This window comes from Oceanobacillus oncorhynchi (assembly GCF_000821065.1).
Lineage (GTDB): Bacteria > Bacillota > Bacilli > Bacillales > Amphibacillaceae > Oceanobacillus > Oceanobacillus oncorhynchi.
This window is the reverse complement of record NZ_CDGG01000001.1, coordinates 3,364,793-3,377,036: the sequence shown is the minus strand read 5'-3', so window position 1 is coordinate 3,377,036 and position 12,244 is coordinate 3,364,793. Positions and strand designations below refer to the sequence as shown.

Sequence of the window (12,244 nt, the reverse complement as noted above, 5' to 3'; positions counted from 1 at the left end):
TCTGGATTTACGACCTTATATCCTCTAAATAGGTAGTAACTACACGCCAGACTTCTATCTTCTCTTCAAATGTTTTATTATATTTTCCGGGAACAGGGCTTGTAGAAGGAAGCTTTATCACATCGACTTCCTGCTGGAGCGCCGGAGCAATAAACTTATGGAACATTTGATATGCTTTTGTTCCATTACAAGCGATCAGCTGAATAGAAGGATATGCCTTTAAAAGTCCTGCAATATCATTCGGCTCTTCTTCTTCAATATGCATATCCAGACTTCCTTGCCGATAGCAATAGCCGACAGTATCCCATAACGCCAAGTGATGCTTTTTCATTAAATGTAATTTTTCAGAATACGTATCTGCGGCTCTTTCATTTAAAATATGATACATAATCGGCCAGAAATGATTTCTGGGATTTCCATAATATTCTTGTTCTTTTAATGACTTTTTACTTGGCATGGAACCGACAATCAGCACTCTAGGCTGATTCCCGATAACCGGCGCAAATGATTGAAGCTTATCCATGATAGCCCTCCCCCTGAACCCTGTTTTAAAAAGATTGTTTAACAAATACATCTTTACAATTCTACACTTTTAATAAACTTAGCCGGATTTCCTCCGTAAACAACGTTTGCAGGAACATCCTTTGTTACGACAGAGCCTGAAGCAATCACTGCATTATCTCCAATCGTTACACCAGGATTAATGATTGCCCCGCCGCCAATCCATACATTATCACCTATGGTTACTGCCTTACCAAATTCTTTTCCGGAGTTACGCTCTACGGGATTGATTGGATGCGTTGCTGTATAAATATGTACACCTGGGGCCAGCATGCAATTGTCACCAATTCGTATCGGGCATACATCTAACATAACACAGTTAAAGTTTGCATAAAAATTTTCCCCAACATGAATGTTATAACCATAATCACAATGAAAATCAGGTTCAATAAACAGAGATCCCTCTGTTGAGCCAAATATTTCTTTCAGACAGCTTGTCCGTCTTACCGTATCATCCTCTGTCAGCCCGTTATAATAACGCATCATCTTTCTGACATGCAGCCGGTCCTTTACTAATTCACTATCTCCCGGATTATATATTTCCCCTGCCTGCATCTTCTCTCTTTCTGTTGTCATTACATCTCCTCTTTCATTTTGTTTTTGTCCTGTTTCCGAACACGGTTTTTAACCCATTGAATCATTCTTTTTACTTTGGGGAACAGAAACTCATATAGCCGCTTAAATTCTGCACCAAATAAGACCCAAAAAAGGATATACAGATGCCCTAATAAGAGAAAGACTCCTATACCGCTTCTTCCTCTGGCCTGCTGCCATATATATGCTATTTCATTCATACCCTCTGGACGATTAATGCTATATAGAAAGCCTGCAAGCGGTAATAACAGAGATAAAATAATAGCTAGAACGGCCAACACTTCAAATCGTCTTCTCACCCATTGGATAATACCAATCATCAATGCAGCTGATATAACCAGACCGTAGATAAGGAGCGTGCCGTTTGATAAATCAGTCATCCCGATGACTCCTCCTTCCATTTTTCAAGGAAAACTTGACATTCATTAAAGGAGCGTTGAAATCATATTTTTACTTTCTTAGAATCCCTTATACGCTTCATATCATGTCCAACATACGTTATTCCTTAAATTCTCTATACATTCTTAAAATACATGAAAATATATACTTCGATTTTAGCGTAACCCGGTCTTGAATTCCAGTAATCTTTGAAACAACAATTAAAAAACTGCCACCGAAGTGACAGTTTTAATGCTTATTTAAGATACTTCTTCAGCAAGCTCTCTTGTTCCAGTAACCTGCTTTTCTTTTTTACGCCGCGGTGTCATATTGAAAATTATATTTAATACAATCGCAGTAACACTTCCTGCAACAATGCCGTTGCTGGTTAAAATTTGCAATGAGTTTGGAAGTACATCAAATAATTCCGGCACGACTGTCACACCGAGACCCATTCCAATTGAACAAGCAATAATCATGGAATTCTCCGGCGACTCGGATATTACAGCACCAAGCATTTTTATGCCTTGTGCAACAACCATTCCAAACATCGCTAACATCGCTCCGCCCAGTACAGAGGTCGGAATAATCGTTGTCACGGCAGCAATCTTAGGGACAAATCCCAATACAATCAGCATCACCCCGGTAATCACAATGACACGTCTTTTTTTCACACCTGTCATCTGCATCAAACCGACGTTTTGAGAAAAGGCTGTGTACTGAAATGCGTTAAAGATTCCTCCAAGGAAAATCGCTAATCCCTCTGCACGATACCCTCTGGATAAATCTTTTTCATTTAATTTTTTATCCGTAATATCACCTAATGCAAAATAAACACCTGTTGATTCGACCAGTGACACCATCGCAACTAAAATCATTGTAATAATTGCCGACCATTCAAAGGTCGGTGTCCCAAAGTAAAATGGATGAACCATATGGAAATAAGAAGCCTCTGCAACAGCTGAAAAATCAACTCTTCCCATAAATGCAGCTGCAATCGTTCCTGCACCTAAACCAATCAGGATGGAAATGGATTTTAAAAATCCTGTTGTAAACCGGTACATTAAAATAATAAATAATAATGTTCCAAATCCAAGCGCGATATGCGCAGTTGATCCGAAATCGCCTGCTCCTTCTCCGCCGCCCAGATTATTAATGGCTACAGGAATCAAGGTAATTCCGATAATCGTTACAACGGAACCGGTAACGACTGGCGGAAAAAAGCGAACCAGCTTTCCAAAAAATCCGCTCACGACGACGACAAATAACCCGGATACAATAATCGCACCGTATATCGCCGTGATGCCATACTGTCCGCCGATAGCAATCATAGGAGCAACTGCGGTAAAGGTACACCCTAAGACAACCGGAAGTCCGATACCGATAAATTTGCTGTTTAATACTTGCAGCAGTGTCGCCACGCCGCACATTAAAATATCAATTGCTACCAAGTACGTTAATTGCTCTGTACTCAGTCCGAGAGCATCCCCGACAATCAGCGGAACTAAAATTGCTCCTGCATACATTGCTAATAGGTGCTGGAAACCTAATGCTGCCATTTTCATTGCCTGAGAGCCTCCTCTTTAAAAGCCACCTGATTATTTTCTAAGGAGTCAATAATAGCCAACGATTCTACTTTAATTCCTTTATCACGAAGTGCCTGTCCACCTTCTTGAAAGCCTTTTTCAATGACGATGCCGATACCGGCAACATCCGCCTTTGCCTGCTCTGCAATATCTATTAACCCAAGTGCTGCCTGGCCATTAGCCAGGAAATCATCAATAACCAGCAGGTTGTCGCCCTCTTTAATAAAATCATGGGAAACAGAAACCTTGCTTGTCGTCTGTTTTGTAAATGAATAAACCTCAGCAGTTAAGAGATTATCTGTTAACGTCAACGATTGACGTTTCCTTGCAAATATAACCGGAACACCAAGCTCCAGCCCTGCCATCGTCGCAGGAGCAATGCCTGAAGATTCCAACGTAAGAATTTTGGTTATCTTTTTGTCACGGAATCGATTCGCGAATTCCTTCCCGATTTCCTGCATTAATACAGGATCAACTTGATGATTTAAAAAAGCATCTACTTTTAACACGCTATCTGATAATACTTTTCCTTCTGTTACAATTTTTTCTTTTAGTAAATCCATGAATGATTCCTCCTAAAGTATTAAAAAGCCCGAAAATCTACCATGGAAAAAGTAGATTTTCGAGCTTTTTGTCGAATAATCAAGCAAGCGTGCATTGTTTTCAGACATAATACAAGCTTTTTAATACTTTTCCATAGTCAGTTTATTTACGGTAAACCGGTAGAAACTTGCAGGCCGTATCCCCACGATTATATGAAAAATATTCATTTTTGGGTTGAGTTAAAAAATAAAGAATGCCTATAGTATAGCACGTACAATCACAAAAACAAGCATAAGGGAAAAATTAAAATCTTTCTAATAATTCCGATTAAAAAATGCCTTTCTTATTTATTCTCCCATTCCAAAAATTCCAGCCTGTTTCCAAACGGGTCCTTGATATAGAATCTTCGCGCATTCGGAAGTTTACTGTCTCTTTTTGTCGGAAAGCCGGCATTTTCTAAATAAGTTTGCAACGCGTCGATTCCTGATACACTAAAAGCAGGATGTGCTTTTTTCATAGGGGAAAATGGTTCCTCGATTCCAATATGAAGCGCGATGTCTCCCTTGTTAAACCAGACCCCTCCATTTGCCTTTAGCGACTCCGGTTTTTCTTCTTCTGCAAACCCTAAAATATCACGGTAGAACTTTTTCGCTGTTTCCTCCGAACCCTTTGGTGCAGAAAGCTGAATATGATCTAATTTTTCTAATTGAAATGTCATGTTTGCTCTTCCTCCTTTGGATTGAAAGCTTATATCAAGCATAGCAGGATGAGGCGAGAAGTAAAAATCGTATTTTTGAATCTATTTGTATTTGTTTTACTTATTGGATAAAAGCTGCTAATCTCCCCCAATGAAAAAAATCTCCCTGTATCAGGAGACTTTTATTCAAATTATACACTTGTATATCCGCCGTCAACCAGCAAGCTTGCCCCTGTAATGAAAGAAGCTTCCTCACTTGCCAAGAATAGAACGGCATTCGCTACTTCCTCTGGTTTCCCAAGTCTTCCAATAGGATGAAGTCTTATTAAATCTTGCTTTGCTTCATCTGGCGCATCTTTGAGTAATGGCGTATCAATATAGCCAGGATTGACATTATTGATTCGGATTCCTTTTGCTGCATATTCTGCTGTAGCTGTCTGAGTCAGCAGCTTCACCCCGCCTTTTGCAGCAGCATAGGCGCTGACCCCTGCTTTGCCGACAAAGCCATGGATTGAATCGTTATTTACAATGGCGCCGCCCTTTTCTTGTTTTAACATTTGCTTAATCGCATATTTATTCGTTAGAAATACGCCTGTTAAATTAACGTCGATTACCTTCTGCCAATCCTTTAAAGACAATTCATGCAGGATTGTGCTGTTCCCGATTCCTGCATTTGCAAAAACGATGTCTAGACGGTCATATGCGGCAACTGTTTCCTGTATTAATTTTTGAATATCCACTTCATTAGTCACATCCGTTTGGATAAAAGTTGTCTTCAGTCCCTTATGATTGAGTTCATCTGACAGCTGTCTCCCTTTCTCGGACATATCAGAGAGTACTACCTTGGCACCCTGTTCAGCAAATTTCACCGCAGTTGCTTCTCCAATCCCGCTTGCTGCGCCTGTTACAATCACTACCTTATCATCAAATCGACTTGTCATTTTCAATACATCCTTTCTGTACTTCAGTTCAATTCATTAAATCGTATTGTTTCCAAGTCGGAAAAAGATAACCATTTTTTCCAAACTGATGCTAATGACAATGCAAATTTTCTCTTTCACCTTAATGAAAGAGAGCTTATTTAAAAATCGAGTAGAGGGAAAAGCTAAATAACTTTTCGCCCCTCTCACACCACCAGTACATACGGTTCCGTATACGGCGGTTCAATTTATATTTCAGTGTGTACTTTTAGATAACGGTCTAAGGCAAAGGGGATACCTCTTTGCTTTAGTCTTTTATTAGACAATGCTCTCTGAACAACTTTCGACAACCCAGTAAATCGGAAACCTTTCCTACAATAGGTTAGCCCCTTGGCTTCTTCCTTTGGTATACCAAGTTGTATGAGAGATTTAATTCTCTTTTTGTTGTTCTTCCATTGTTTCCAGATAATTACTCTTATTCTGGAGCGCAACTTCGCATCTATAGACTCTAAAACGCTCTTCATATTAGCTACCCTAAAATAGTTGACCCAACCATACATGACCTGTTTTAACTTGATGATTCTGTCGTTTAAGGAAATACTCCAATTTCGCTTTGTTAATCGGCGCAGTTTCCTTTGGAATTTTTGAACCGACGTTTTACTGGGTCTCGGTTGAAATTTCCTCTTATTTGAGTCATAGTAAAAACCAAAGCCTAGAAATGTTGTTTTCGTAGGGCGTGAGATTTTACTTTTCTCCATATTTACCTTTAGCCCCAGTTTCTCTTCGATAAATGTTGTAATGGAAGTAAGAACTCTATTTGCCGCCTTTTCACTTTTGACAAAGATAAGGCTATCGTCTGCGTATCTTACGAAACGCAGACCTCTTGCCTCCAGTTCCTTATCTAACTCATTCAACATAATGTTACTTAGAAGTGGACTAAGGTTGCCTCCCTGTGGGGTTCCTATAGTTGTATCTTCATATTTCCCATCGACCATCACACCACTTACGAGGTATTTTCGTATCAGAGAAATGACATCACCATCTTTGATTGTGTGCGAGATTATTCGCATTAACTTATCATGATGGACAGTATCGAAAAATCGTTCCAGGTCAATATCCACTAACCACTGGTATCCGTCATTGATATATTCCAATACTTGCGTGATTGCCATTTCGCAACTTCTTCTTGGTCTGAAACCATAACTGTAGTCACTGAATTGTTTTTCAAATATCGGGCTGAGCACTTGACTAATTGCCTGTTGGACAACTCTGTCAACCACTGTTGGAATACCCAATTTGCGCATCTTTCCATTTTCTTTCGGAATTTCTACGCGCAGTGCTGGCATTGGTTTGTATTTTCTTTTCTGGATTTGCGTTCGCAATTCCTCTTTGTGTTTCCTTAGGTATGCTTTCAGTTCATTTACTGTTACGCCGTCTACCCCACCTGCACCTTTGTTTCGGTACACTCGAAGATAGGCTTCGTTCATATTTTGATCGCTTAAAATCTTTTCTAAAATTTCCACACTCGTTTCTTCCTTTCCTTTCATGTGACGGAGAACACTTCTATTTTGACTATCCTCTGAGATACGCTCATACTTTCATCATTAACACATTCAGAAGTTTATTCTTCGTGCATTCATGGCGTAGAAACACTATAAATTGTTCAGCCCTTCATGATTTTCATCACTACTACGGCATCGGCTGACTTCTCACGATAAACCTTTTTCGACCAGCTTTCTTTTTAGGGGACTCCTCAGCTGTCCGTGAGACCTCCCAGGGTAAGACAACTATCTTTCCTCTTTTACTCGCCTAATTTACTCTGCAGGGTTACGCACATCTTTTGGATTTTGACTTGTTATGGAGCCTTATCCGCCTACAGAGCCTTCGTATCAGATTTCTGTTCGTCGAGCCAAGATTTTGATACACGCTTCCTTCAGCCTTTACCTCACGATAAATGCTTTGCGCTTCTCTAGTGGTTGGTCGATGTGTACCTCCACAGTGGATTTCCACCACCTAGATAGTCGCCATGCCTGGCGCACATATAAAAATCCCGGGAGCGAGGCCGCTGCCGGGATAGGATAATAAATTATGTATACAGGCCACATTTGCCGTACCATGCAATAAAAAGTTTTAAACCACCACTTCGCAAAGTGGGTGTCCGCAGAAACCTTCCTGTCTTCCATTCCTTTATGACGGCTCGACATTTCAATTTCGATGTAAAACTCCCTATTCCAACATTAGAGGTTAAAACTTTTATTGATACGAACAATGTAGCTTGTAGAATTTATCATACGCCTTTTTTCTAAAAAAAGCAATGATAAGGATAGCCTAATTTTTTCTTTTTAAACAGTTAAAAAGTAACCATCTTTTTTGATTTCTGATATCAATTCCTGTGAAATCAAATTCTATTTTTTATAAATACAGCTTCGTTGATCCCCGCCCTGTCTTATTTTTAGAGCCTGTTTTGGGATAGCTTCGGCGTTTGCTAGCTTTTGACGCCAGCCATCTTTCTAAAAAGTGTTCCGCATTCCCATCCTGCTGTGCTTCCAGAGCCTTCATCAAAATAAACGCAGAAGCCTTTGCATCTTCTAAAGCGTGGTGATGAATTAATGGAATATCATGATAATCAGCTACTGTATGCAAGCGGTGATTTTCTAAATGTGGCCATACACGCTGGGATATTTTCACAGTGCATAAGGAAGTAAAGTCAGGATGTCTTAAATCATATTTTAATAGCGATTGACGCAGCACACTCATGTCAAAACTGGCATTATGCGCTACTATAATATGCCCTTCCAGTTTTTCATACAAGGCAGGCCACAGGTCTTCGAAAGTAGGCGCATCCTGCACGTCATCCTCTCTGATACCGTGAATCCGGATATTCATACTGCGAAAATCACTCATCGGGTTGATCAGGGAGTAATACTCGTCCAAAATCTCCTGCTCATCAAAACGGACCACACCTATTGAACAGGCACTGTTTCTTTTTTCATTGGCTGTTTCAAAATCAATTGCTGCAAACTTCATCTGTTATCAGCTCCTAATAGCTTGTAAATCTTTGGCCGGTAGTTCGTAAAAATTCTTCCCTTTTTTAGTCTGCACGTTTATTTTTGACTGTTCCTCTAAATAAATCAATCGTGTCAAGGTCGCCATAAATTGACTGGCAAAGGCAAGACTTTTCATCGGACCATACGCTTTTGTTGTTAATTTAAAAGCAGTCATTTCTTCCTCTTCCATCAGCTCCAATAATTGCTGCAGCCGTTTTTCATGACGTTGGAATATATCTGTTATCCGTTCATTTAGGTCTTCAATGATATCACCATGCCCCGGCAATGCCTGGCGTACCTGATAGCCCTTCAATAGCTCCAGTGCTTCAAAATAAGCTTCCAGCGGATTGTGTTCCTCTCCCATCCATAACCCGATTACCGGGGAAAGATGGTTTAATACATGATCACCAATAATCATGATTTCTGTTTCCGGCTGATAGAAGCAATAATGATCAGGTGCGTGGCCAGGCGTCCATATCGTCTGGTATGACCGGTTTCCGAGTGTTATTTCATCATTATCTTCAAAAAATCCTTTCGGCTCAAATTTATAAATATGGGATTCATCTCTTATTTTTAAAGGAATCGGCGGAGCTCCATGTTTTTTGATTAAACGCTTTATTCGATTTTTACGAGCTTTCGCATCTCTTCCCTTATGCATTTCTTCATAACCGCGTCTGGACACATACACAGGAATTTCATAGATTTCTTGAAACCAGCGAGCTAAGCCGATATGATCCTCATGCGTATGTGTCAGCACAAGCTTTTCAATTTTATACTTACTTAGAACACGCTCCCATAAAGCTTTTGTTTCTGGTGCATGGATTCCTGTATCAATCACGGTATAACCATTGTCGCCTTTGATAAGATAACTGTTTACCTCTCCCATAGCCCCTTTAAACCGGACAACAAGACGGTAAATGTCATCTGTTATTTGCTCTAGCATGTCGAACCTCTCTTTTCTGCATCCTTTATATTGTTATTCTATCGCGATTTCCTGCTTTTGCAAACTGAAAGATACTGACAATTGGCAATGACTTGGTGTCCAGCCTTTAAAGAATAACCAATTACTGGTAGTCTAAATAAGGTGAAAGGAGCGGATAAAATTGAAAAAAGATACATTGAATATTATCTTTGCAATTATCGTTTGCACTACGATTATTACCATTGGGAGTATTTTGGCTATACAAATTAATAACAATCATAAAGCGAACGAGCTGATTATTGAAAAGTGTATGGAGAACTTGCATGAAGAAGAAAGTGTTACATTGGAAAAAGAAGAGCTCTGGTCTCCCGTAGTCTGTGAAAAATAATGTTGAAATTCAAATAAAAGCAGTTCATTTTAGCATATTTAATTTAGTGTTCTTCACAAAAGAAAGGGAGCGAAAACCGCTCCCTTCTACATTTATCTCTTATTCCCGAATTTGCCCTTCACCGGAAACAATAAATTTATTCGATGTTAATGCTTTTAAGCCCATTGGCCCTCTCGCATGCAGCTTTTGTGTGCTGATGCCAATTTCTGCACCAAACCCGAATTCAAAGCCATCCGTAAAGCGCGTAGAAGCATTATGGTACACCGTTGTTGCATCTACTTTTTGCTTGAAAGTTTCAGCGTGAGCTGCCGTTTCTGTAATAATTGCTTCTGAATGCTTCGTGCCATACGTATTAATATGATCAATTGCTTCATGCACATTCGCTACGGTTTTCACACTGATTTCTAAACCAAGATACTCCGTTCTCCAGTCTTCCGCTGCCGCCTCTTGAACAAAAGGTATCTTTTCTACAATACGTGCATCGCCATGAACTGTAACGCCCTGTTCCATCAAGGAAGCGATTAAATCATTTCCGTGCTGTTCAAACCAATCTGATTGAATAAGCAGCGATTCAATCGAATTACACACAGATGGTCTCTGCAGCTTCGCATTTAAAGTAATTTCCTTTGCCATCTCCGGATTTGCTGTATCATCAATATAAGCATGGCAGTTTCCGGCACCTGTTTCGATTACTGGAACACGTGACTCTCTGACAACGGTATCAATCAGGTTTTTCCCTCCACGCGGGATAAGCACGTCTAAATATGCGTTTAATCGAAATAGTTCACTTGCGGTTTCTCTGCTTGTATCCTCAATTAATTGAATCGCATCAGGAATAACCGCACTGTCTTCCAATGCTTCATGGATTACCTTGACAATTGCCAAATTGGAATGAATCGCAGATGAGCTGCCTCGTAGGATAATGGCATTTCCTGTTTTAACAGCAAGTGTTGCTGCATCAACAGTGACATTTGGTCTTGCTTCGTAAATCATGCCGACAACGCCGATTGGGACACGTGTATTAATAATCTTTAGGCCATTATCCTTTTCAATCGTTTCAAGTACTTCGCCGATTGGATCAGTTAAATCAATAATTTGCAGAATCGCATCCGCAATGGCAGCAATACGCTGTTGATTTAATTCCACACGGTCAAGCAGTGACGCAGACAAGCCTTTCTCTTTTCCAGCCTGGATATCCAATCGATTGGCTGCAAGAATCGCTTCCTCATTTTTTCTCAAACCATTGGCAATTTTTAATAATGCTTCATTTTTTTCCTTCGTCGTGCATGTTCCAATTTGATAACTGGCTTTTTTAGCAAGCTTTCCTTTTTCGATTACTTCACTCATGATAATTCCCCTTTCATTGTCTCAAATGATACCCACTTGTCACGGTGGATCACCTCAATTGTCGGTACAGCGTGAATATAATCTGATTCACGCAATTTCATAACGGCATCTAATTCTTCGGAGGAACATTTCACCTGTCCTCTCCCTAATAAAGCGGACTTTCCATAAACCTCGACAACATCCCCTTTTACAAAATAGCCCTCCACCGCCGTAATACCTGGGGAAAGCAAACTGCTGCCATGATACATTAAGGCTTTTTCTGCCCCTTCATCTATAACTACCCGGCCATCTAAATCCGAATGCAGGGAAATCCATTGTTTATTCGCCGGTAAATGCGCTTTTCTTTCACTGTCGATATAGGTGCCGTCGCCCTTCCCATCTAAAATAGCTGCCAGCTTCTCTTTTCCGTAACCCCGTCCAATAAATACCGGAATGCCCACGGAGGATGCCATTTTCGCAGCCATCAGCTTCGACTTCATCCCGCCTGTCCCTACTTTGGAGCCAGTCGCGTCTGTCTGTGCAATCAGCTCTGTGCTGAGCTTCATTAAATGGTCATAGCGTGTTGCGTCCGGATGTCTAGTGGGATTTTTATCATATATGCCATTGATATCAGTTAAAAGAATTAAATGATCCGCATGAATTAAACCGCCTACTAATGCAGAAAGCATATCGTTATCTCCAAACGTAAGCTCGTCAATGGCAATCGTATCATTTTCATTGATAATCGGGATGACCCGCCGCTCCAGCAATTCTTCCATTGTCGCATAAGCATTTCGATATCTCCCCTGATCAGAAAAATCACTTCTGGTCAAAAGGATTTGAGCAGCAGTAATATTGTATTCTTTTAGCTTTTCCATATAGGTCTGAATCAGCAGACCCTGACCGACTGCCGCTGCAGCCTGCTTTCCTTTTTGCGTAACAGGTCTTGAAGAATAGCCCAGCTGCTTAAACCCTGCAGCAATTGCTCCCGAGGAAACCAAAATCACTTCCATATTATTCTGATGAAGCAGCGCGAGGGCATGCACATGATCCTCCAGCTGCTGTTGGTCAATTTCCCCATGCGTATTGGTTAACGAGCTGCTTCCTATTTTAACGACAATACGTTTTGCTGCCATTGTCATCCCACCTCTCACTTTCTAAAAGCATTTCAACCAGGCAATAAAAAAACTCCTCCATCCCTTATAAACAGAAGGGACGAAAGAGTTTACTTCCGCGGTACCACCACAACTTAAATACGATTCTTTAACTGCGCCCGCCTGGA

13 protein-coding genes, 1 other RNA gene and 1 riboswitch are annotated in these 12,244 nt (G+C 40.4%); of the genes, 1 reads left to right on the top strand and 13 read right to left on the bottom strand.

The annotated features are described in order from the left end of the window. Positions 1-7 precede the first annotated feature (7 nt). From BN997_RS16150 to BN997_RS16105, 11 genes are all read right to left on the bottom strand, one after another. Complete coding sequence (locus BN997_RS16150; RefSeq protein WP_052485055.1) at positions 8-523, bottom strand: DNA-deoxyinosine glycosylase; 516 nt, start codon at positions 521-523, stop codon at positions 8-10. A gap of 53 nt (positions 524-576) precedes the next feature. Beyond that, complete coding sequence (locus BN997_RS16145; protein WP_042533727.1) at positions 577-1,137, bottom strand: maltose acetyltransferase domain-containing protein; 561 nt, start codon at positions 1,135-1,137, stop codon at positions 577-579. Further along, the gene (locus BN997_RS16140) at positions 1,137-1,535 is read right to left on the bottom strand and encodes a hypothetical protein (RefSeq protein ID WP_042533726.1); all 399 of its coding nucleotides are present in this window, start codon (positions 1,533-1,535) and stop codon (positions 1,137-1,139) included. The genes BN997_RS16145 and BN997_RS16140 overlap by 1 nt, the downstream gene beginning before the upstream one ends. Positions 1,536-1,793: 258 nt before the next feature. After that, complete coding sequence (locus tag BN997_RS16135) at positions 1,794-3,098, bottom strand: nucleobase:cation symporter-2 family protein (protein ID WP_042533724.1); 1,305 nt, start codon at positions 3,096-3,098, stop codon at positions 1,794-1,796. Next, entirely contained in the window at positions 3,095-3,682 is a 588-nt protein-coding gene (locus tag BN997_RS16130; RefSeq protein ID WP_042533723.1) for a xanthine phosphoribosyltransferase, read from the bottom strand. Before BN997_RS16130 ends, BN997_RS16135 begins: the two co-directional genes overlap by 4 nt. Positions 3,683-3,796: 114 nt before the next feature. Continuing rightward, a riboswitch (purine riboswitch) is annotated at positions 3,797-3,898 on the bottom strand. Positions 3,899-4,005: 107 nt separating this feature from the next. Continuing rightward, positions 4,006-4,380 (bottom strand): VOC family protein, encoded by a 375-nt coding sequence (locus BN997_RS16125; RefSeq protein ID WP_042533722.1) that lies wholly within the window; start codon positions 4,378-4,380, stop codon positions 4,006-4,008. 170 nt (positions 4,381-4,550) lie between these two features. Continuing rightward, entirely contained in the window at positions 4,551-5,300 is a 750-nt protein-coding gene (locus BN997_RS16120) for an SDR family NAD(P)-dependent oxidoreductase (RefSeq protein WP_042533721.1), read from the bottom strand. A 227-nt stretch (positions 5,301-5,527) separates the two neighbouring features. Beyond that, on the bottom strand, positions 5,528-6,802 hold the full coding sequence (gene ltrA / locus BN997_RS16115; protein WP_042528596.1) for a group II intron reverse transcriptase/maturase: 1,275 nt from the start codon (positions 6,800-6,802) through the stop codon (positions 5,528-5,530). A gap of 569 nt (positions 6,803-7,371) precedes the next feature. Continuing rightward, a non-coding RNA gene (ssrS, locus tag BN997_RS22715) (6S RNA) lies at positions 7,372-7,559 on the bottom strand. Between the two features lie 132 nt (positions 7,560-7,691). After that, on the bottom strand, positions 7,692-8,306 hold the full coding sequence (locus BN997_RS16110; RefSeq protein WP_042533719.1) for a 3'-5' exonuclease: 615 nt from the start codon (positions 8,304-8,306) through the stop codon (positions 7,692-7,694). A 6-nt stretch (positions 8,307-8,312) separates the two neighbouring features. Continuing rightward, positions 8,313-9,269 (bottom strand): MBL fold metallo-hydrolase, encoded by a 957-nt coding sequence (locus tag BN997_RS16105; protein WP_042533717.1) that lies wholly within the window; start codon positions 9,267-9,269, stop codon positions 8,313-8,315. Positions 9,270-9,429: 160 nt separating this feature from the next. Between BN997_RS16105 and BN997_RS16100 the strand changes: the two genes are divergently transcribed. Then, positions 9,430-9,636: a hypothetical protein gene (locus tag BN997_RS16100; protein WP_042533715.1), complete on the top strand. Its 207-nt coding sequence runs from the start codon at positions 9,430-9,432 to the stop codon at positions 9,634-9,636. Positions 9,637-9,735: 99 nt separating this feature from the next. Here BN997_RS16100 and BN997_RS16095 read toward each other — a convergent pair whose 3' ends face one another. Next, positions 9,736-10,983: a glutamate-5-semialdehyde dehydrogenase gene (locus BN997_RS16095; RefSeq protein ID WP_042533713.1), complete on the bottom strand. Its 1,248-nt coding sequence runs from the start codon at positions 10,981-10,983 to the stop codon at positions 9,736-9,738. Further along, a complete protein-coding gene (gene proB / locus BN997_RS16090; protein ID WP_042533711.1) occupies positions 10,980-12,098 on the bottom strand; it encodes a glutamate 5-kinase in 1,119 nt (372 codons plus the stop codon). The genes BN997_RS16095 and proB overlap by 4 nt, the downstream gene beginning before the upstream one ends. Between the last annotated feature and the right edge of the window lie 146 nt (positions 12,099-12,244).